The 22094-nt window shown below is 46.8% G+C and carries 22 protein-coding genes; 18 read left to right on the plus strand and 4 right to left on the minus strand.

What is annotated here, in order from left to right; translation table 11 throughout:
• Window positions 1–9 precede the first annotated feature (9 nt).
• The 9 genes from ACYVI9_RS03195 (at window position 10) to ACYVI9_RS03235 (ending at window position 10259) form a co-directional block, all read left to right on the plus strand.
• Window positions 10–1446, plus strand: a complete 1437-nt coding sequence (locus tag ACYVI9_RS03195; protein ID WP_460760582.1) for a tagaturonate reductase — start codon at window positions 10–12, stop codon at window positions 1444–1446.
• Window positions 1447–1524: 78 nt separating this feature from the next.
• Window positions 1525–3168 (plus strand): UxaA family hydrolase, encoded by a 1644-nt coding sequence (locus ACYVI9_RS03200; protein ID WP_460760585.1) that lies wholly within the window; start codon window positions 1525–1527, stop codon window positions 3166–3168.
• Window positions 3169–3250: 82 nt separating this feature from the next.
• Window positions 3251–4666, plus strand: a complete 1416-nt coding sequence (uxaC, locus tag ACYVI9_RS03205) for a glucuronate isomerase (RefSeq protein ID WP_460760588.1) — start codon at window positions 3251–3253, stop codon at window positions 4664–4666.
• A gap of 100 nt (window positions 4667–4766) precedes the next feature.
• The gene (locus tag ACYVI9_RS03210; RefSeq protein ID WP_460760590.1) at window positions 4767–5531 is read left to right on the plus strand and encodes an SDR family NAD(P)-dependent oxidoreductase; all 765 of its coding nucleotides are present in this window, start codon (window positions 4767–4769) and stop codon (window positions 5529–5531) included.
• Window positions 5532–5608: 77 nt separating this feature from the next.
• Window positions 5609–6508, plus strand: coding sequence for a 5-dehydro-4-deoxy-D-glucuronate isomerase (gene kduI / locus ACYVI9_RS03215; protein WP_460760593.1), 900 nt, complete (start codon window positions 5609–5611; stop codon window positions 6506–6508).
• Between the two features lie 45 nt (window positions 6509–6553).
• Window positions 6554–7579, plus strand: a complete 1026-nt coding sequence (locus tag ACYVI9_RS03220; protein ID WP_460760596.1) for a PfkB family carbohydrate kinase — start codon at window positions 6554–6556, stop codon at window positions 7577–7579.
• Between the two features lie 79 nt (window positions 7580–7658).
• Window positions 7659–8117, plus strand: coding sequence for a NanQ anomerase/TabA/YiaL family protein (locus ACYVI9_RS03225; protein WP_460760598.1), 459 nt, complete (start codon window positions 7659–7661; stop codon window positions 8115–8117).
• 46 nt (window positions 8118–8163) lie between these two features.
• Window positions 8164–8832, plus strand: coding sequence for a beta/alpha barrel domain-containing protein (locus ACYVI9_RS03230; protein ID WP_460760601.1), 669 nt, complete (start codon window positions 8164–8166; stop codon window positions 8830–8832).
• Window positions 8833–8876: 44 nt separating this feature from the next.
• The gene (locus ACYVI9_RS03235; protein ID WP_460760604.1) at window positions 8877–10259 is read left to right on the plus strand and encodes an MFS transporter; all 1383 of its coding nucleotides are present in this window, start codon (window positions 8877–8879) and stop codon (window positions 10257–10259) included.
• Window positions 10260–10280: 21 nt separating this feature from the next.
• Here ACYVI9_RS03235 and ACYVI9_RS03240 read toward each other — a convergent pair whose 3' ends face one another.
• A complete protein-coding gene (locus ACYVI9_RS03240) occupies window positions 10281–11612 on the minus strand; it encodes a sulfatase-like hydrolase/transferase (protein ID WP_460760606.1) in 1332 nt (443 codons plus the stop codon).
• Between the two features lie 75 nt (window positions 11613–11687).
• Here ACYVI9_RS03240 and ACYVI9_RS03245 point away from each other — a divergent pair, with 75 nt between their 5' ends.
• Entirely contained in the window at window positions 11688–12017 is a 330-nt protein-coding gene (locus ACYVI9_RS03245; protein ID WP_460760609.1) for an MmcQ/YjbR family DNA-binding protein, read from the plus strand.
• Between the two features lie 45 nt (window positions 12018–12062).
• On the opposite strand, the gene cysM is transcribed toward ACYVI9_RS03245, so the two are convergent.
• Window positions 12063–12944, minus strand: a complete 882-nt coding sequence (gene cysM / locus ACYVI9_RS03250; protein ID WP_460760612.1) for a cysteine synthase CysM — start codon at window positions 12942–12944, stop codon at window positions 12063–12065.
• Window positions 12945–13274: 330 nt separating this feature from the next.
• Between cysM and ACYVI9_RS03255 the strand changes: the two genes are divergently transcribed.
• The 3 genes from ACYVI9_RS03255 (at window position 13275) to ACYVI9_RS03265 (ending at window position 15637) form a co-directional block, all read left to right on the plus strand.
• Entirely contained in the window at window positions 13275–14696 is a 1422-nt protein-coding gene (locus tag ACYVI9_RS03255) for an FAD-binding oxidoreductase (protein ID WP_460760614.1), read from the plus strand.
• A gap of 65 nt (window positions 14697–14761) precedes the next feature.
• Window positions 14762–15454 (plus strand): hypothetical protein, encoded by a 693-nt coding sequence (locus ACYVI9_RS03260; RefSeq protein WP_460760617.1) that lies wholly within the window; start codon window positions 14762–14764, stop codon window positions 15452–15454.
• Window positions 15455–15472: 18 nt separating this feature from the next.
• Window positions 15473–15637 carry a DUF6728 family protein gene (locus ACYVI9_RS03265; RefSeq protein ID WP_460760620.1) on the plus strand — a complete coding sequence of 55 codons (165 nt, stop codon included), beginning with the start codon at window positions 15473–15475 and terminating at the stop codon, window positions 15635–15637.
• A gap of 46 nt (window positions 15638–15683) precedes the next feature.
• Here ACYVI9_RS03265 and lpxB read toward each other — a convergent pair whose 3' ends face one another.
• Window positions 15684–16811, minus strand: coding sequence for a lipid-A-disaccharide synthase (gene lpxB / locus ACYVI9_RS03270; protein WP_460760623.1), 1128 nt, complete (start codon window positions 16809–16811; stop codon window positions 15684–15686).
• A gap of 33 nt (window positions 16812–16844) precedes the next feature.
• A complete protein-coding gene (surE, locus tag ACYVI9_RS03275) occupies window positions 16845–17705 on the minus strand; it encodes a 5'/3'-nucleotidase SurE (protein WP_460760626.1) in 861 nt (286 codons plus the stop codon).
• A gap of 180 nt (window positions 17706–17885) precedes the next feature.
• On the opposite strand from surE, the gene ACYVI9_RS03280 reads away from it, so the two are divergent.
• The 5 genes from ACYVI9_RS03280 (at window position 17886) to ACYVI9_RS03300 (ending at window position 21946) form a co-directional block, all read left to right on the plus strand.
• A complete protein-coding gene (locus tag ACYVI9_RS03280) occupies window positions 17886–18530 on the plus strand; it encodes a hypothetical protein (RefSeq protein ID WP_460760628.1) in 645 nt (214 codons plus the stop codon).
• Window positions 18531–18646: 116 nt separating this feature from the next.
• Window positions 18647–19261, plus strand: a complete 615-nt coding sequence (locus ACYVI9_RS03285; protein WP_460760631.1) for a hypothetical protein — start codon at window positions 18647–18649, stop codon at window positions 19259–19261.
• Between the two features lie 20 nt (window positions 19262–19281).
• Complete coding sequence (locus tag ACYVI9_RS03290; RefSeq protein WP_460760634.1) at window positions 19282–19572, plus strand: winged helix-turn-helix domain-containing protein; 291 nt, start codon at window positions 19282–19284, stop codon at window positions 19570–19572.
• Between the two features lie 60 nt (window positions 19573–19632).
• Complete coding sequence (gene creD, locus ACYVI9_RS03295) at window positions 19633–20967, plus strand: cell envelope integrity protein CreD (protein WP_460760635.1); 1335 nt, start codon at window positions 19633–19635, stop codon at window positions 20965–20967.
• A gap of 577 nt (window positions 20968–21544) precedes the next feature.
• Window positions 21545–21946, plus strand: a complete 402-nt coding sequence (locus tag ACYVI9_RS03300) for a hypothetical protein (protein ID WP_460760638.1) — start codon at window positions 21545–21547, stop codon at window positions 21944–21946.
• Window positions 21947–22094 lie beyond the last annotated feature (148 nt).

Genomic DNA, 22094 nt, shown 5'->3' on the forward strand with positions numbered 1-22094 from the left:
TTTTTGATTATGAAAGCGTTAAATAAAACAACCGTAGAAAAGCCGGTATATCCGGTTAAAGTGATGCAGTTTGGAGAAGGTAATTTTCTCAGGGCATTTGTAGACTGGATGATTGACAAAGCCAATGAAAAGGGTATCATGAACCATGGTATTTCTCTGGTACAACCCATTGGCGGAAGTCAGCATATCCGGGAGATTTTTGAAAAACAGGATTGCCTGTACCATGTTTATCTGGAAGGAATCAAAGACAAGCAACCGGTAAAGGAGGTCGCATTGGTCAAATCTGTTGCCAATATCATTGACCCTTATACCGATTATAAAAAATATGAAGCGCTTTTTTTGAGCGAAGAACTGGAAATCATCATTTCCAATACGACGGAAGCGGGTATCCGCTATGAACAGGGAGATGATCTGAATGCGGAGCCGCCTAAATCTTTTCCGGCCAAGATGACGGCCTTATTATTCAAAAGATTCCGGCATTTTAGCGGTGCCGCCGAAAAAGGTTTGCTGATCGTGTGCTGCGAACTGATTGAAGACAACGGCTCTACCCTGCGTGATTATGTGATTCGCCATGCAGAAGCCAACGAATTAGGCAGCGAATTTATCGACTGGATCAGGACGGCCAATCATTTTTATGATACCCTGGTCGACCGGATCGTGCCGGGGTTCCCGAGGGAAACGATTGATGCGGTGAAAGCGGAAATTGGCTTTGACGATAATTTGGTAGTAAAAGGAGAATATTTCCATGTCTGGGCGATTGGTGGTGACCCGCAAATTGCAGAGAAGCTGCCGCTGGATAAAGCCGGTTTGAACGTTTTGTTTATGGAAGATATCCGCCCTTTCCGTGCCAAAAAAGTGCGTGTGTTGAATGGCGCCCATACGGCCATGGTACCGGTGGCCTTGCAGCTGGGATGTACTACGGTCGGTGAAGCTTTCGCCAATCCGGATGTAGAGCAGTATATCAACCGGCTGGTAGATACGGAAGTCCTGCCGGCTATCGATGAAGACCAGCAGGAGCTTAAGGCTTTTGCTGCAAAAATTTTGGAACGCTTCTATAATCCTTATTTGAAACATTACCTGAAGGATATTTCCCTGAACTCGCTGTCCAAATGGGAAACCCGTGATTTTCCGACAGTACTTGATAATCATCAGCAATTGAACCGGCAGGCGCCACTTACTGTTTTTTCCTTTGCCGCCCTGCTGGTATTGTACAGCGGAAAATCTGAAGTAAATTTCACCCCGAATGATACACCGGCCTTTCTGGAATTTATTCAATCTACTTTTGACCGGAATGATATCAAAGGCTGGGTTGCGGGGATTGTCGGCAACCGGTCTATCTGGAATGTAGAACTGGATACTGTTCCGGGATTTGCAGATCAGGTGGCGGGGTATGTCGAAAATATCCTCAGTGGCGGCATGGAAGCGGCACTGAAACAATTGCTGTAGAAGGGAGCAAACTCGAAAATTTAAAATAAATCCTGTCCTGTGATCCGTTTGGATTCGGGAAAGGCTAATGATCTGATTATGGCAGAAATAGTATTAAAAGTGCATCCTGACGACAATGTTATTGTGGCACTAAAAGATTTAAAAAAAGGACAAACCATCCGTTATCAGGAAACGGAGTATGTATTGCAGGATGATGTACATGCAAAACACAAGTTTTTTACCAGGGATATGCAACCGGGGGATGAAGTGACGATGTACGGTGTGCTGGTGGGTAAAGCCCAGGAATTTATACCCCGTGGCGGCGTGATGACGACGACCAACACCAAACATGCGGCGGAACCCTATGCTTTCCGGCCCTATAATTATAGCTGGAAATCACCGGATGTATCGAAATTTCAGGGACGACAGTTCAATGGCTACCACCGCAGTGACGGCCGTGTGGGTACGGCAAATTACTGGCTGTTCATGCCGACGGTATTTTGCGAGAATCGGAACCTGGATGTGATTCGGGAGGCCCTGCATAATGAGCTGGGATATGCGGTTACCGATAAGTACAAACGCTTTGCTCACCAGTTGACAGAAGCGTATAAAAGTGGAGAAGACATTCATTCCCTGAACCTGTCGCCCATTGCGCAAACGGGTCCGGCGGACCGCGTATTTAAGAATATTGACGGCATTAAATTTCTGAACCACCAGGGTGGTTGCGGCGGAACCCGTCAGGACGCAGGTATCCTGGGTAAATTGCTGGCCGCCTATGCGGACCATCCCAATGTCGCTGGTGTAACTATTTTGAGCCTGGGCTGCCAGAACCTGCAAACCCAGCAATTGCTGGAAGAGATTAAGCTTCGCAATCCCAAGTTCGATAAACCGCTCCTGGTATACGAACAACAGCAGTCACAAAGCGAGGAACAGTTGATTAGTGACGCTATCCGGGATACTTTCGAGCAACTGATCGAAGCGAATAAAATTGAAAGACGTCCTGCACCCCTGTCTGAATTGGTCCTGGGCGTTAAATGCGGCGGAAGTGATGGCTTCAGCGGTATAAGTGCCAACCCGGCGGTAGGATATACCAGCGACCTGCTGGTTGGTTTGGGAGGAAAGGTACTGCTTGCTGAATTTCCCGAGCTCTGCGGAGCAGAACAGCAATTGATTGACAGAACCGTGGAAGAGGATGCGGCTAAAAAATTCATCCACCTGATGAGCACTTACAGCCACCAGGCAGAAGCGGTAGGCTCGGGATTTCATATGAATCCTTCCCCGGGTAATATTAAAGACGGTCTTATCACCGATGCCATCAAGAGTACCGGTGCGGCTAAAAAAGGTGGAACATCACCCGTTGTCGATGTGCTGGATTATACCGAGCCGGTGACCAAGTCAGGTCTGAACCTGGTATGCACGCCCGGTAATGATGTAGAAGCCACTACCGGTAAAGCGGCATCGGGTGCAACGCTGATATTATTTACAACAGGCCTGGGTACACCTACCGGGAATCCGGTTTGCCCCACGATCAAGGTTTCAACCAATAATGTATTGACCAAGCGGATGAGCGATATCATAGATATTAACTGCGGACCGGTTGTAGAAGGCGAGAAAACCCTCGAAGAAATGGGCGAAGATATCCTGGAGTACTGTATCAAAGCGGCTTCAGGGGAGGTTATTCCCAAAGCGGTATTACTGAATCAGGATGATTTCATTCCCTGGAAGAGAGGCGTCAGTTTATAATATTTGGCAGGAAATCCTGAGGGTAGTTTACGTATCTTTCAATTTTTATCCGGTAGGCCCGGTTTTTAAAAGGTAGTATTATATGTCAAAAAAATTTTTAGACAAGGATTTTTTATTAGAAACAGCGTCGGCGCAACGGCTGTATCATGATTATGCCAGTTCGATGCCGATTATTGATTACCACTGTCATATACCTCCTGATCAGATTGCTGCCGATACCCAATTTGAGAACCTGACACAGATCTGGCTATACGGCGATCATTATAAGTGGCGCGCGATGCGGACCAATGGGGTAGACGAAAGTTACTGTACAGGTGAGCGGTCCGACTATGAAAAGTTTGAAAAATGGGCAGCCACGGTACCCTACACCATGCGCAACCCCCTGTACCACTGGACCCACCTGGAATTGCAACGGTATTTTGGTGTCGAGGAGCTTTTAGACAGCCAGTCAGCGCGTAAGATTTATGATCATTGCACGGCCCTGCTGCAAACCAAGGAATATAGTGTACGGAATATTCTGCGCCGGATGAATGTCAAAACCATTTGCACTACAGATGATCCGGTGGATAGCCTGGAGCACCATCGCAGCCTCAGGGAAGAGGGCTTTGAGATTCCGATTCTGCCAGCCTGGCGTCCGGATGCAGCCATGAATGTTGCTGATTCCGGGAACTTTATCGCTTATGTCAACAAACTGGAAGCCGCTGCAGATACCAAGATTACCTTTTTCCAGGATTTTATCGATGCCCTGAAAAAACGGCATGATTTCTTTGCCACTATGGGCTGCGGCGTTTCAGATCATGGACTGGAGCAGATTTATGCGGCGCCTTATACCGAAAAAGAAATTCATGAAATTTTTGATAAGGTTTACGGAGGCCGGGAACTGAGTCTGGAAGAACAGAATCAGTTCCGTTCTGCCATGTTGGTATATTTTGCTGAATGGGACCACGAGAAAGGATGGGTGCAACAGTTCCATCTGGGCGCATTAAGAAATAACAATCTAAAAGCGATGCGGCAACTCGGACCAGATACCGGTTGGGATTCTATCGGAGATTTCCCGCAGGCAACGGCCCTTTCCCGATTCCTGGGCGGCCTTATTGATCGTGACCGGCTGACCAAGACCATTTTGTATAACCTGAACCCGGCAGATAACGAACTGATGGCCACCATGATCGGTAATTTTAACGATGGTACCAGTCCTGGCAGGATCCAATGGGGGTCTGGTTGGTGGTTCCTGGATCAAAAGGACGGCATGACCCGGCAACTGAATGCCCTATCCAATATGGGCCTGCTGAGCAGATTTATTGGTATGTTGACAGACTCCCGGAGTTTTCTTTCCTACCCCCGTCATGAATATTTTCGACGCATTTTGTGCAACTTGTTCGGGAATGATATTGAAAATGGAGAGTTGCCGGATCAGTTGGAATGGATCGGTCAAGTGGTGCAGGATATCTGTTTTAACAATGCAAATAAATATTTTAACTTAAATATAAAATTGTAGCTTCGGCGCAATCACATTGGGTGCAACTCAAGAAGGTTCAGGCACCGGAGCGGCTGCAGTCATAGCGTCAGGAAATAGACGCACCGCAATACATACTATTATGCAGGGTAATTATTTTGATTTAACAGGAAAAACGGCCATCATTACGGGCGGCAATAAGGGTATTGGTATGGGTATTGCCAAGGGATTGGCTGATGCAGGTGCAGATATAATCGTCGCTTCCAGATCGATCGATACGGGTTCAGCAATAGAACAATATGTATTGTCTGTGGGCCGCAGGTTCAGTTTCTATAAGTTGGATGCGTCCGACCGCGACAATGTTTACGAATTTATCAGCCGTGTACTTACCGACCATCCGCGTATAGATATTCTGGTCAATAATGCAGGCACCATCATGCGCAAACCCGTGGCAGAACACCCCGATGAATGGTGGGATGCGGTGCTGGAAATTAATCTGAATGCGCCTTTTATTCTGGCCCGCGAACTGGGTAAGCATATGATCGCGCAGGGGGGTGGCAAAATCATCTTCACCTGCTCCCTGTTAACTTTTCAAGGCGGAATTAATGTGCCAGGATATGCTGCCAGTAAAGCGGCATTGGCCAGCCTGATTAAGGGCATGAGCAATGAATGGGCCTCAAAGGGTGTGAACGTCAACGGTATCGCACCGGGATATATAGCCACGGATAATACCCAGGCCCTGCGTGAGGATGCGGACCGGAGTCAGTCCATTCTTAGCCGGATACCTGCCGGAAGGTGGGGACAGCCCGAAGATTTTGCCGGCCCGGCGATATTTCTAGCCGCTGCCGCCTCCAATTATGTCGATGGTGAAATTCTGGTCGTGGACGGCGGCTGGATGGGCAGATAGTCAATATTTATACGAATTATTCCGGAAGTCTGAGCCCGGATATTCCGATACAGACGAAGGATCTTAATCATTTTATTATGGCAAAAAAGATAGCAAAAGGCCCCGGCTTAAAGGATTATAAAACCAATACGTTTATCGATGGGGATATGGAAATACGTTTTGCAGTGGGACCCGAGGAAACAAAGGCCATGGATACCCAGCAGCTGATTGATAATTTCCTGATAAAGGAGCTCATGGTAGCCGACCGGCTCAAATTAGTTTACACCCATTATGACCGCCTGATTGTCGGTGGTGCGGTTCCGGTCACCAAACCGTTGGTACTGGGTAATCATCCTGAACTGCGGGCGGATTTTTTTCTTGAACGCAGGGAAATGGGCATCATCAATGTAGGTGGGAGAGGTACCGTGACGGCGGATGGTGTAAAATACCAGCTGGACAAAATGTCCTGTCTCTATTTAGGTAAGGGAACCAAAAAGGTAAGCTTTGCATCCGGATCCCGGAAGACGCCGGCAATTTATTATATCCTGTCAGCACCGGCACACGCTCAGTATCCCAATACCCGGTTTACCAAGGAACAGGCGTCGCCGGTGGAATTGGGGGCCACAGAGACCTCTAATAAAAGAACCATTTATAAATACATTCATCTTGACGGCATCAGAAGTTGCCAGCTGGTGATGGGACTGACGGTACTGGCGACCGGCAGTGTCTGGAATTCTGTACCGCCGCATACGCATACCCGGCGGATGGAAGCCTATTTTTACTTTGATTTACCCGAGGATCAACGGCTTTTCCATTTTATGGGTAATCCGCTTGAAACCCGCCACCTCGTAATGGCCAATAATGAGGCGGTAATCTCGCCGCCCTGGAGCACCCATTTTGGTTGCGGTACGACCAATTATGGATTTATCTGGGGTATGGCAGGGGAAAACCTGGTGTACAGCGATATGGATCCCGCACCTGTGGCAACTTTAAAATAATTCAGTTTCAGTATTTAGAATCAACAGATTTTTCAATTAACATATATGTCGAAAAAAATAGTAACTCTTGGTGAAATTATGCTGCGGCTGTCCACACCCGGACACCAGCGTTTTGTACAGGCAGACTCTTTTGAGGTCACTTATGGCGGTGGAGAAGCCAATGTGGCGGTGGCGCTTTCCAATTATGGATTGAACGGCGTTTTCGTTTCTAAGGTTCCGGAAAATGCGATTGGCCAGTCAGCGATCAACCACCTGCGGCGTTATGGAGTAGACACCTCGCATGTGGCAAGGGGTGGTGAACGCCTGGGTATTTATTTTCTGGAAACCGGCGCCTCGATGCGGGCTTCTCAGGTCATTTATGATCGTGCGGATGCTTCGATTGCCACAGCAGATGCTTCCGAATTTGACTGGGATAAAATTTTTGACGGCGCAGACTGGTTCCACACAACAGGTATCACTCCGGCGCTAAGCGATCAGGCCGCTGCGCTGACAGAAGCGGCTCTGAAAGCTGCTAAAGCCAGAGGTATTACGACTTCAATCGACCTGAATTATCGTAAAAAGTTGTGGAGTAAAGAAAAAGCGCAACAGGTAATGTCCGAGCTCTGCAAATATGTGGATGTATGTATTGGCAATGAGGAAGATGCTGAGACCACACTGGGCTTCAAGGCAGCACATAGCGATATTACCAAAGGAGAATTGAATCTGGAAGGTTATAAGGATGTGATCCGGCAGATGAAGGCGAAATTTAATTTTAAATATGTGGCTTCCTCACTCCGGGAAAGCTACAGTGCCAGCGATAACGGATGGAGTGCACTGGTCAGTGATGGCAATGAGTTCTATCATAGCCGGAAGTATGACGTGCGGATCGTGGATCGGGTCGGCAGTGGTGATAGTTTCGCCAGCGGTTTGATCTATGGCCTGGTCACCGGTATGAGTATGTCTGATGCCGCTGAATTCGGTGTCGCCGCATCGGCGTTGAAACATACCATTCCCGGGGATTTGAATCATGCAACGCTAAGCGACGTGAAAACCCTGATGAAGGGAGATGCCAGCGGCAGGGTTCAGCGATAGTATCCTATTTGCGGATGATGCCAGAACAAGTGGCGGCCTCAGACAGCAATATTTACCAATCACAATTTACCTATCATTTATGATCATAGATTCCTTACATAACGCTTCCAGGTATACCAGCCTGCACCCGTTGTTTGCGCTGGCCTTTGACTATATAGCTCGAGTGGATCTGTCTACCCTTAATCCGGGTATTTATGATATTCAGGGTGACGCATTAAAAGCGATTGTTTCAGATAAACCAGGAAAGGCACGTTCCGAATCTCTGGAGAAATTTGAGTGTCACCGTAAGTATATCGATATCCAGTTTTGCGTTAGTGGCGTGGAAGAGATTGGCTGGAAGCCCATCCAGCGTTGCCTGTTGGAGAAGGAAGCCTATGATGAGCAAAAGGATGTCCAGTTCTGGGGCGATGCGCCAGATACTTATTTCACGCTAACAAGCAATCAGTTTGTTATTCTGTTTCCCGAAGACGTACATGCACCAATGATCGGCGAGGGGCAGATCAAAAAAATAGTTTTTAAAGTACAAGTCGCCGCCTAATCAGCCGCGACTTTGTTGTATTCCATTTTCAAAAGAATTTAAGTTTATGGCGAACACAGAACAGGCAATACAGACGATTACCGAACAGGGTATGCTGCCTTTATATTTTCACGCTGATACCCAGGTTAGTATCGACATTTTAAAAGCAGTATATAAAGCTGGTGTTAAGGCCATCGAATACACTGCAAGAGGTGCGGCCGCGTTGAAAAATTTCGGCCAACTGGTGGCCCTGCGTAACGCAGAAATGCCCGGTTTGCTATTGGGTATCGGAACCGTAAAAAATCTCAATCAGGCACAGCAGTATCTGGACCTGGGTGCAGATTTTCTGGTAAGCCCCGGATATGTTCCTGAGATTGCGGCCTTCGCAGTAGCCCAGGATATTTTATATGCACCTGGTTGTATGACGCCGACAGAAATTATAGCGGCAGAAACCGCCGGCATCAGATTTATTAAATTATTTCCGGGAGATACCCTGGGACCCAAATACCTGACTGCGATCAAACCGGTATTTCCGGATCTGTATTTTATGCCCACCGGGGGTGTGGATACCAGTAAGGAGAATATCGAGACATGGTTCAAAGCCGGTGTTTGTGCGGTAGGAATGGGCAGTAAACTCATTAGTAAGGAACGGATGGCGGCCGGCGATTATCAGGGAATCACGGACAGCACGATCCGTGTTTTTGAAACCATCCGCTCCGTCAGGACTACGGGCTGAACACCGGGTGCCGATTTAATCAAACAAAAATCAACGATTGAAATATGAGCAATGCAATGACCGCAAACGGCAAGATGACGAAGTACAGATGGACAATATGCGCCTTACTGTTTTTTGCCACTACGATTAATTATATTGACCGACAGGTTTTAAGTCTCCTGCAACCAACCCTGGAAGCTGAATACGGCTGGTCCAATACCGACTATGCGAATATCAATGTGGTGTTTACTTTCGTGTATGCCATATCAATGCTTTTCGCCGGTCGGATTATTGATAAACTGGGTACGAAAAAAGGGTTTACCTGGGCCATTATTATCTGGTCATTGGGGGCGGTACTTCATGCAGTCGCCATTCCGCTGGGCGGTGCTTTTCATTCTGTATTCTCTGCGTTGGGTATTACGGTAGCGAGCGCGTCGGTACTGGGTTTTATGGTATCCAGAGCGGTACTGGCCTTTGGGGAATCCGGGAACTTCCCTGCAGCGATCAAAACCACGGCGGAGTATTTCCCTAAGAAAGAACGTTCACTGGCTACCGGTATCTTTAATTCAGGAGCCAATATCGGGGCTGTCGTGGCCGCTCCGCTGGTCTATTTTATTGTGGATATATGGCACTGGCAGGCGGCGTTTATTGTCGTAGGGGCACTGGGCTTTTTGTGGCTGATCTTCTGGAAGATATTTTATGAGCGACCTGAGAAACAAAAGCGGCTTTCCCAGGAGGAACTGGCCTATATTCAGCAAGCGGAGGAAGGTGATCTGGTGACGACAGCACCCGTAGAAAAAGAGAAAATATCCTGGTTTAAACTGCTGGGCTATAAACAGACCTGGTCCTTTGTAGTGGGCAAATTTATGACAGATGGTGTCTGGTGGTTTTTTCTTTTCTGGCTACCGGCTTATCTAAAAGCCCAATACGGCATGGAAAAAGGGGATATAAGCATTCCCATTATGGTGATTTACAGTCTTACGATGATTGGCAGTATTACCGGAGGATGGTTTCCCATGTATTTTATTAAACGGGGGCATAAAGCCTATAACGGACGAATGATTGCCATGTTTATCATCGCATTAATTCCGCTGGTAGTGCTGCTGGCACAACCCCTGGGTCATATCAGTTACTGGATTCCGGTATTACTGATCGGCGCCGGTGCTTCCGCTCACCAAGCCTGGAGTGCCAATATCTTTACCACGGTTTCTGATATGTTTCCACAAAAGGCGGTAGGCTCTGTAGTCGGTATCGGCGGAATGGCCGGAGGTCTGGGCGGTGTGGTCATCAATAAGCTGGGTGGCTATTTATTTGACAAGTATGAAGCGCTGGGGCATATCGAGACGGGCTATACCATTATGTTCGCGATCTGCGCCCTGGCCTATCTGGTTGCCTGGCTGATCATGAAAGCCCTGGTTCCCCGGTATAAGCAAATCACCGATCTATAGTTTATAGTATTCAACCGGTTTTTAATCAACCGGATGCTTACTGAATAAATCCAGAAGATGATCCCGCTTTTTGCTGAAAGCGGGATCATTGTATAAATTCACTCTTTCCGAGGGATCCCAGGAAAGGTGATACAATTCATGGCTGGTGCTGTCACCGGCCTGAACTACTCTTAATTTCCAGTCACCTTCTTTCACCCCTTCCCAGCGGGTATTATGATAGTAAATCGGTTGATGCGGCTGGTCGTAGTCTTTGATGGTCAGATAGCCGGTAATTGACTGACCGTCCAGGCGCTGGTTGTCAACAGCCGTTCCCGTCCATTCGGCAAGGGTGGGAAGGATATCGATATTGGATATGGGCCGGGTTAGTGTTTCCCGGGCCAGGGTATGGCCTTTCCAGTATATGATAAATGGCACCCGGTGGCCGCCCTCGTAAGAAGTGGCTTTCCAGCCCCTGAAAATACCCGGAAATCCTACATGATTCGGCCGGGTTACTCCATCATCATACATCCGTTGGGGTGCCTGCATCCAGGGACCGTTGTCGCTGGTAAAAATAAAAATGGTATTGTCCTCCTGACCTGCTTTTTTAACCGCCGCCCAGATAGCTGCCAGGCCCGCATCCATATCTTCGATCACGTTACCCAGTGGACCGGCTTCGGATTCGCGGTTGCGATGTCGCATGGCGGCGAAAGCTACGGGCAGGTGGGGCATATTATGGGCCAGATAGAGAAAAAAGGGTTTCTTTCGCTGTACCGCGTCTTCGATAAACCGAATCGATTCATAGGTATATGTTTTAGTTAGGATACTGTCATGGGGGCGGTAGATTTCCGGACGGGTATTGCGGAAGATCTTGATAACCGTATCGGTTTTTACATAAGGTGCGCGATAATCATTGCTGTACATCATGCCATAGAACAAATCAAAACCCTGTTTATTGGGCAGACCTGATCCGTAATCTCCGACATGCCATTTGCCAATGGCTGCTGTGGTATAACCCGCCGGCTGCAGCATTTCTGCGATGGTGACTTCTTCTGCCGGCATGGTAATCTTATTGCCTGGTCCGATCACATAGGTGATGCCGGAACGGGTGCAGTATCTTCCTGTTAGCAACGAAGCCCTGGATGGCGAGCAGATAGGAGAAGTCGTTACAAAATTGGTAGCCCTTACTCCCTGACCCGCCATTTGGTCCAGAAAAGGTGTCTGGATCAGGGGGTTGCCATAACAACCTAAATCGGCATAACCCATATCATCCGCCAGTACCAGAATAATATTAGGCTTTTGTTGAGCCGAACAATACTTACTGATAGAAAAAAGCAACAAAAACAACAGGTATTTTCCTAATTTGGTACTATTCATAACAGAATTTTTGTTTAATCAGATTTACGCAAAAATTATAAACAAATTTTTGATAAATCAAATTGAAATGAAAAAATGAATATCGAAGTACTTAGAAATTATTGTCTGTCCAAGCCGGAAGTGGAAGAGACCCTGCCTTTCGGACCAGACACACTGGTGTATAAAGTGTCGGGAAAAATATTCTGCCTGATGGGGCTCGACAGCCAGCCGTTGAGTTTTAATGTCAAATGTGATCCTGATAAGGCGCAGGAGTTGCGCGCGGCCTATCCCTGTGTGGCACCTGGATATCACATGAATAAGAAGCACTGGAATACCGTTACGGTAGATGGTTCTGTATCCTTAAAACTGATCCGGTCATGGATTGATGATTCTTATGAACTGGTCGCCGGAAAAAAGAAAAAGTAAGGCTGTATTGAGGCAGCATTGAAATTATCCGCTGCAGCACCTGTCTCAGCCAAAAAGATCGGAGGAAAGGTAACGGTCCCCACGGTCACAGATGATACAAACAATGGTGCCGGATTCGAGTTGTCTGGAGAGTTCAACTGCAGCATGGACGGCGCCACCACTACTCATTCCGGCAAAAACACCTTCTTCTTTCGCTAGTCGACGCGACATTTCTCTGGCTTGTTGTTCATCGAGCTCAATAACCTGGTCGATACGATTGCGGTCAAATATTTTAGGCAGGTAGGCCTCGGGCCATTTTCGGATGCCGGGAATATTGGAATTGTCCGTAGGCTGACAACCTACGATACGAATTTCGGGATTCACTTCTTTCAGATAGCGGGAGACGCCCATAATCGTACCCGTTGTACCCATTGAAGAGACAAAATGGGTGATTTGATGTTCCGTATCCCGCCAGATTTCGGGACCCGTAGTGGCGTAATGCATGGCAGGGTTGTCGGGATTTGCGAATTGATTGACCATCAGATAGCCTCCCGCAGTAACCTGATTTTTGGCGTAGTCAATAGCGCCTTCCATACCAATCTCTTTGGGCGTAAGTATCACTTTAGCGCCAAAAGCCTGCATCGTCAATACCCGCTCCCGGGTCGCTGTTTCCGGCATGACCAGTTCGATTTCGATACCAAAGAGACTGGCGATCATTGCCAGCGCAATGCCGGTATTGCCGCTGGTTGCTTCTATCAGCCGGGTACCTGCCTGCAGTTCGCCCCGGTCGAGAATGCCTTTGATCATGCCGTAGGCGGCCCGATCCTTTACACTTCCCCCCGGGTTATTTCCTTCCAGTTTGGCAAAGATTTTAACCTTATCATTTACAGTAACATTTTTGAGTTCAACAAGCGGGGTATTCCCAATCAGATCCAATATTCCTGCCATTGTATATTTATTTAAAGGGTCTCAAAGATAATTGAACTGAGGCATAAGCCTGGAGTAGAACGCATTTTTTCGATGATTTGTTCATTCGGACTGGCGATTTACCAGATGGCATGAACAGACCGGTAATTCAGGAAGCACGAAAAAAAGCCTCCGACGCAGCTGTAGTTTCGGGGTTATTATTCAAGCATTGCTGCTGCCATCTGTTGGACATATCCTGTGTAAATGAAAGTTTTTAAAAGTGTAGTGGAAGCGGATACCTCAAATGGAGAAATTACTTATCAGGCGCTGTGAGACAGGACCGCCAAATTGAAATCAGTTAATTTTACAGCTATGGAATCTTCTTCGTCCTCCGTTGCACTCACCCCCGCAGCGATAACGGCAGCATTGGAAAGTATTGTCGGCAGCCAGTATGTTCTCCGTGAACCTGAGGCCGTTCATCCTTATGGTCAGGATGAAACCGAGACACTCTATTTTCCGCCGGATTGGGTTGTACTTCCCCGGACTGCAGGAGAAATAAGTGCCATTTTACAATTTTGCAATACCCACCTGATTCCTGTTACGCCCCGGGGTGCCGGCACCGGGCTGAGTGGCGGTGCGCTACCGCAACTGGGCGGCCTGGTCATTTCTACGGAACGATTCAATGAGATTCTGAACATCGATGAGAAAAATTTACAGGTAACGACAGAACCCGGTGTCATTACAGAAGTGTTACAGCGGGAAGTAGCGGCGAAAGGTTTTTTTTATCCGCCGGATCCTGCGAGCAGGGGTTCCTGTTTTATCGGGGGGAATATAGCTGAGAACAGCGGTGGCCCCCGGGCGGTAAAATACGGGGTGGTGAAAGATTATGTTTTAAACCTGGAATTGGTACTCCCGACCGGCGAAATCATCTGGACTGGTGCCAATGTGCTGAAGAATGCGACCGGGTATAATTTGACGCAGCTGGTCGTCGGTAGTGAGGGTACACTGGGTATTGTTACCAGGATTGTGCTGCGACTGATTCCGCTCCCCCGGCTGCAGTTATTGATGCTGGCGCCTTTTGGAAAACTCGAAAAGGCGGCTGAAGCGGTGAGCGCCATATTTCGTGCAGGTTATACGCCCAGCGTACTGGAACTTATGGAAATCGACGCACTGAAAATTGTTAGTGCAATGGTGGATCATCATGCTGTACCGGTCGATGACACCATCGAAGCCCATCTGTTGATTGAGATCGACGGAAATGACAGTGAAATGCTTTACCGGGAGATGGAACAGATCGCCCAGGTCCTGGAACAGCAGGGTGCTGGAGACCTCTTGCTGGCCGAATCTGCAGAACAAAAGGATCAGTTATGGAAACTACGGCGGCAGGTTGCCGAATATGTAAAAATGGCCGGATATACCATCGAAGAAGATACCGTAGTTCCGCGGGCGGCCCTGCCCGAATTGATTCGCGGTTTGAAAGCGCTCGGGGAAAAGCATGATTTTAAAGCGGTGGCTTACGGGCATGCCGGAGATGGCAATCTGCATATCCGGATCCGGAAAGAAGGTCATCCCAACAGCTACAGTAATCCGGTAATGGCGGTAATCATCCGGGAGCTTTTTGAACTGGTGCATCGGCTGGGGGGAACCCTCAGTGGGGAACATGGCATCGGTCTGTTACAGAAGGAGTTTACATCTATTGTTTTTGAACCGGTACAATTGCGGCTGATGCGGCAGATTAAGAAGGTTTTTGATCCGAACGGCATCCTCAATGCCGGAAAGATTTTTGATGCCTGACGCATTTGGGACCTATAAATGCCGAATTGCACTACATTTACAGCTAAAAGAATAAAACAATATTCATGAAGAAACTTATAGGCACATTCGCTACCCTGTTGCTGACATCTATGTTTGCCAATGCCCTATTTGCACAGGATGAAGTGGAAGTTCGCAATGGCAATGAGCAGGAGGAATCCTCCCAGATATTAGAAGAGAAGGGATTTAAGAAGCAAAACCTGTTCGTTGGCGGGGGGCTGACAGCTTCTTTCTATAGTGGCGGTTCAGTCCTGGGACTGAGTCCCATGCTGGGGTATAAACTCAATGATTACCTGGATGCCGGCGTATCCTTAAACTATGTATACAGTGGCGCCAGGGACGTATACATGTATAATGACAAGTATCGGCAGCATGTAATCGGCCCCGGTGTCTTTCTGCGGGCCTATCCAATTTCTTTTTTGTTTGCCCAGGCCCAGCTTGAACATAATTTTACCCATGGACGTTATACTTCTGCAGGGGCTGAAAGACCCGACAGCAAGTTCAACGCCAATGCCACTTCCTTATTGTTGGGCGGTGGTTATTCCACCGGTCGGCTCAAAGGCGGAACAACCTTTTTCTATGTGTCGATACTGGCGGATGTGCTCAAAAACCGTAACAGTCCTTATGTAGATCTGGACTATGATCCCAATACCGGGGCAGAGCGGGTAAGCATTGTGCCGGTGATCCGCGCCGGTGTGAACGTAGGACTTTTCCAGAAGCGGTACGGGTATTATGAATAATGGTTAAATCTATCAGTGATGGGCGTTTTTAAACAGTTAGCGGAATATCTTTATTTGCGGAAGAAAGACCCCAACCGGCCGAAAAGCTCCTGGGTTGGGTATATGCACGGAATCAACAGGATCAGCCTTTTTATATTTATCCTGTGCATGATTATTCTGATGATTAAGTTGCTGCGTAATTAATCTGCCATGCGGGTGCGTTGCGGTGGTGTCCCCGCAGGTGTACTAGTCAGCTGTTTACAATGATTTCAGCGGCCGTCCGGGAAGCATTCCCTGCGGCACGCAACAGGGTTCTCAGTGCCTGATAATCGCGGCGGATCTGCTCTTGTTTCGAACGGTCCTGCAATAACAGCTGTAATTCCCGGGTGATATTGGCGACATTCATTTCTCCCTGAATCAGTTCCTTGACGACTTCTTTGTCCATAATCAGGTTGACCAATGAAATATATTTAATCCGGATGACCCTGCGCGCAATCTGGTAGCTGATTTCAGATCCTTTATAACAGACGACTTCCGGGACGCCAAACAAAGCAGTTTCCAGGGTGGCGGTGCCCGAAGTAACCAGCGCCGCAGTGGCTAACTGTAAGAGGTCGTAGGTTCGATTATTAACAATACTAACATTTGGATAAGTACCGGTAAAATGCTCATAAAAAGACCGGTCAAGCGCGGGTGCCTGTGCGACGACAAACTGGTAATCGGGGAATACCCGACTCACTTCAAGCATTACCGGTAATTTTTTTTCTATCTCCTGTTTCCGGCTGCCCGGCAATAATGCTATTACAGGTCGGGTGTTCTCATTGCCGGCCGCATCCAGGATTTGGAGCTCATTTTTTTTCAGTTGATGCTTGTCGATTTCTTCGATAAGCGGATGGCCTACATATTCGACCTCCCAGTTCCACTTCTCGCGATAATAGTCTTTTTCAAAAGGCAGGATTACCAGCATTTTATCAATGCAGCGTTTCATTTTTTTTACCCGGCCTTCTTTCCAGGCCCAGACCTGGGGAGAGATATAGTAAATGACTTTATAACCCTGTTGTTTGGCCCATTCCGCGATCCGCAGGTTGAATCCAGGATAATCAATCAGAATCAATACATCCGGTTTATAAGCTGCGATATCTGCTTTACAGGTCTTCAGATTTTTTAGGATCGTAGGGAGGTTCTTTACCACTTCAATAAAACCCATAAAAGCCAGATCCTTATAATGTTTTACCAACCGGGCACCGGCGGCCTGCATTTTATCACCACCCCAGCAACGGAAATCTGCATCAGGCCGCAAAGCCTTGAGTGCATAGATCAGGTTGCTGCCATGTAAATCTCCGGATGCTTCACCGGCGATCAGGTAATATCTGGGAGGCATTGAATGCAATAGGAAACTACTTTTAATTAAAAATTAATAAGATTTACGCATACTGGTACGTACGATTTTTTTCACGGTTTTAGGTTTTACCTTACCTTCCAGGTCGGCCCATTCTTTCTCCAGTTTGGATTTCAGACTATAGTCGGTTAAGTCAAACTCTACGGGTACGATGCTGACATAATTATTGGCCAGTGCCCAAACATCGCTGTCTCGCGCATTATCAAAATTGATGAATTCTCCGGTCAGCCAATAATATTTCTTGCCGCCGGGATCTTTGCGTTCCAGGAATTTTTCATTGTATTTGGCATAGGCCTGTTTACATATTTTATATCCTTTGATATCACTTTGCGGTACATAAGGTATATTGACATTCAACAGGAAATGACGCTTTAAATTCGGTTTTAGCATTTTCTCTGTTATCAGCCTGACATAATACTGTGCGGCGGAAAAGTCAGGATCGGTACTGTAATCCATCAAAGAAAATCCAACTGCAGGAATACTTTCGATCGCGGCTTCCATAGCCGCAGACATGGTTCCGGAATAAATCACATTGATGCTGTGGTTGGGACCATGGTTAATGCCACTCAAACAGATATCAGGCTTGCGATGCAACACTTTATCTACGGCCAGCTTGACGCAATCCACCGGTGTTCCTGAACAGGCATAGGCTTCTGCACCGTCGAATAGGTCCCTTCGCTGTAAACGCAGGGGATGACCAATAGTAATGGCATGTCCCATTCCTGATTGGGGCTTATCGGGCGCTACGATAACGACTTTGCCCAGGTCTTTGACGGCTTCGTAAAGCGCCCGGATACCGGCCGCATCTATTCCGTCATCATTGGTGATCAGAATCACAGGTTCCTGTTTGGCTTTCCCTTTTTTATTGCTGCTCATAGAAGACAAATTTAGGGCATGCACCGCATACTTGTGTTTTTATGCGGTTTACTGCAACATTTTGAACAAGTCCTAAGAATTTGATAAAACCTGCTAAGGCAACCGCTTTTAGCCATTGTGGAGCGTCTATAGATCAAAGCGTTCACAAAACAATATTTGTAAACCCTAAAATTACCAATTATGAAAAAGTTGATATTTGCCGCATTCATTGTCCTGGGATTTGCCAGCGCTGCCCAGGCGCAGATAAGCATCCAAATAAATATTGGCAACCAGCCCGCCTGGGGACCGGTTGGTTATGATTATGCCCGTTATTATTACCTGCCTGCGTATAATGCCTATTATGATATAAACAGCGGCAGGTTCATTTACCTGCGCCGGGGAAACTGGATCTATGCCAGTATGTTGCCCGGAACCTACGGTCGGGTGGATTTGTACCGCACTTATAAGGTTGTCGTCAACAGAAACTACGCACCTTACCGTGACAACCGTAGTGACAGGTTGAGATACGGACAATACCGGAACACTTATAATCAGGCCCTGATCCGGGACAGCCGGGACAGTCGTTATTTTGAAAGCCGTTTTCACCCAATGCACCAGCAATGGAAAAATAGCGCGGCCAGCAGGAATAATATTGCAAGAAACAGTAACAATGCTGTAAAATTTAACCGGCATGCAGATAGGCGTCCTTCTGACAATCATTCCCGGGTTACCGAAAACCGGAATACCCCAGTTAAACCCACAGTGCGAACCAACCGGAATACGGATACAAAAAGCCGATCCGTTCAGGGTGCCAGCAGTCGTCATCGCACCAGCGGCCGCAGATAAAAACGGACAACGCAAGCTTAGTGTACAAAGCCATCTTTCGGGATGGCTTTATTTATGTAAAAAAAATTTGGAGGTAATGGTATTTCTTAATTACTTTGTAGTGCAAAGCACTTTTTATGAATGATTTTATAAAAGAAGACCTCCAGCATATCCGGAAAATGATGGAGCAATCCTCAAGGTTTATTTCGCTGAGCGGGCTGTCTGGTATTGTCGCCGGCATCATTGCCCTGCTGGGGGCGGGGTTGGTTTATGCCCTCATCAGCAGGGAAGGGGTGGATTATTTTGACGGCCGGCGCGATCAGTATTCAAGCGAGCTGGTATTGCAACTGGTTATCGTGGCTATATTGGTACTCATAGGTGCCATTGGGGCGGGCCTGGTGTTTACGATTAGAAAAAGCCGGCGACAGGGGCTGAAAGTCTGGACCAAAACTTCCCGGCAGGTGGTACTGGCCCTGGCAGTCCCCTTAATAGTCGGCGGATTGGCCTGTCTGGCGGTCTTGTATAACGGTTTCATGGGGATCATTGCCCCGCTGATGCTGGTTTTTTACGGATTGGCGTTGATCAATACCGCGAAATACACTTACTCGGATATTCAGCAACTGGGCTATTGCGAAGCATTTCTGGGGATTACCGGACTTTTTTTCCCGGGATATGGTTTGGTGTTATGGGCGATTGGTTTCGGTATCCTTCATATTGTATATGGCTTTATTATGTACAAAAAATATGAATAGGGGCCTTATATTCTTATACGATGAGTTTATTAGAACATTTAAATAAAAATTTCGAAAGCCGGGTACGTTTAGGCATCATGTCGGTATTGATGGTGAATGTAAGTGTCGACTTCCTGGAGATGAAGGAGCACCTGCAGGTCACGGATGGCAATCTGGCCAGCCATATCAATGCATTGGAGTCCAACGGATACATAGAAGTGACAAAGGAATTTGTGGGCAAAAAAACACGCACTTCCTATGCTGTCACGGTGAAAGGGAAGGAAGCTTTTTTACAACATATTAATGCCCTGGAAAAGTTGCTTAACAGATAAAATTTTTTTTACCTATATGCTTTGAAATACAAAGTGCTTTTTAATTTTAAAATGATAAAAATGGAAACAATGCCTACCTCTTTTGAAAAGAACCCCGGTTTCTTTGAGCGAAATAAAAACCTGATTAAAGGATTTTTGATTGGATTTCTGATTCTGTTAATGCTGATACCCGCCGGTTTGCTACAGGGACTGGTCCGGGAACGAAAGGACCGCCAGCAGGAAGTAATGGAAGAAATAAGCTCAAAATGGGCTTCTGCACAAACCGTCGTTGGCCCGGCATTGGTCATTCCTTACCAGACCTATGAGAAGGATAAGGATGGTAAAATCATAACGACGCTGGATAACCTGGTCCTGCTGCCCCATTCCCTGGATGTAAATGGCCAATTGTTGCCTGAAATCCGTCATCGAAGTCTTTATGATGTTTCACTTTATAAATCCGTGCTTCGGTTGAAAGGTGTTTTTATGGCAGGAGATCTGGCACCCCTGCAACTGAAATCGGCTGATATCCGTTGGAATGAAGCAAAATTGGTGCTGGGTTTAAACGATGCCAGAGGCCTGGAGGAGGAAGTCAGCATTAAATGGGCCCGGCAAATGATTGCCATGGATGCGGGCATTCCTGTCAACACGGCGGTCAAACAGGGACTAAGTGCCCCGGTACCTTTTGATCCGCAAAGCGACACCGGTTTTGAAATTCAGCTTAAATTAAAAGGTTCCGAACATCTGTTTTTTACACCTGTGGGTAAGACCACGCTGGTACAACTTTCTTCGGATTGGAAGGACCCGGCCTTCGACGGGGACTATTTACCGGTCGCCAGCCATGTTACGGACAGTGGATTTAATGCCCGTTGGAAAGTACTGCAGGTTTCCCGGAGTTATCCGCAAACCTGGTTGGACGAAAAATATGATCTGGAGGCTTCTGCTTTCGGCGTCAAATTGATTCAGCCAACTGACAGTTATGCAAAAACGGAACGGTCGGTGAAGTATGCGATCCTGTTTATCGCGCTGACTTTCATCGTGTTTTTCTTCCTTGAAATCATACAAAAGCGACAGATACATCCGCTACAATACCTGTTGGTCGGATTTTCACTTTGTGTATTTTATACCCTGCTGCTATCTATTTCAGAATACACGGGATTCAATCCGGCTTACCTGATTGCATCGGTAGCAACGGTGCTCCTCATAGGCTTCTATATATGGGGTATTTTCAAGAAGCGTAGCATCGCACTGCTGTTCACTGCCGCGTTGGCGGGTCTGTATCTATACATTTATATTTTAATTCAACTACAGGATTATGCCTTATTGTTTGGCAGTCTGGGTCTATTCGTAATCATTGCCCTGTTGATGTATTTTTCAAAGAAAATAGACTGGTACGACACCAGTTCAAAAGCATCCTGAAATTCGGCCCGTTAATGCATTAGGAAAATGGCTGTCTGGCATCCAAAGTGATACAGGCGGCCATTGGCTGTTTTCGGGATGGCCGCTATTGGGGAATTTTAGGGCCCGGTATTGATGTTGGAACAGCGGAAATGGTAGTTGGAGATCATAGTGTCCCTTGAAGTAGCATTCAGATTATCAGGCAATTGCAAGGATGCTTTTAGATTTCAGTTTCCGATATCTCGCTAAATATTGGTTTTAAACTGATATTTTGGCGATGTATCTTTATGTCATAATACACCAGCAATCAACTGATACAGTAGTTGAAAATAGCGCTAAAAAGTATTCGTTTGTCTCGTTTTGTTTGCCGCCCGGCGATGCTCACCAGTATGACGAGAATTAATTTATAAACCCTTAAAAAAAGGAGACTATTATGAAAGCTCAATTAGCAAAAGCGATTAGCGTCGCGTACAAATTAGGTGTTCTTTTTTCGAATACCCTGACAACAACCGGAGATGCCCGTCTGCAACAACCAAGCTATAAGGCATAAGCATCCGTTGCAATTTAAAAATGATCTTTAACTATTAAAATATTCAAAATGAAAACTTACATATCAAACGTTAAAATAGCAGCCCTGGCGTTGCTGCTGACTGTAGCTACATCTGTAAAAGCTATCGCGAACGACGGCGACAAGGATAAAAAGGCATCGGTCAGTTATGTTGGAAATCTCAATGAATTACCAGTCTATCGGTTGTCCCTGCACAATGCGGATCACAGCGTATATTATGTATCTGTTACCGACAGTGAAGGAAACAGAATTTACAACGAAAAAATAAGCGGTGTAAATATCGTACGTAATTATCAGTTTAACGGCAACAACGATAATGAGTATACATTCACATTCACCATTGCTGACAGCAAAGGCAAAGCCCTGAGTGTATATAATATTTCCAAGGTAAAAAAAGTAATTGAGCAAGTCGCCATTAATGAAGTAAAGTAAGGCAGCTTCTCTTTAATTCATCAGGGCCCCACGAAAGTGGGGCCTTTTTCTGTGTTATACTGATAGTTTTGTAAATGAAAACAGGTCTTGGATATCATAAAAGAGACTGCGGTAAACTATTGATAACCAAATAAATATATGTTAATTG

Source organism: Niabella terrae (assembly GCF_054783135.1).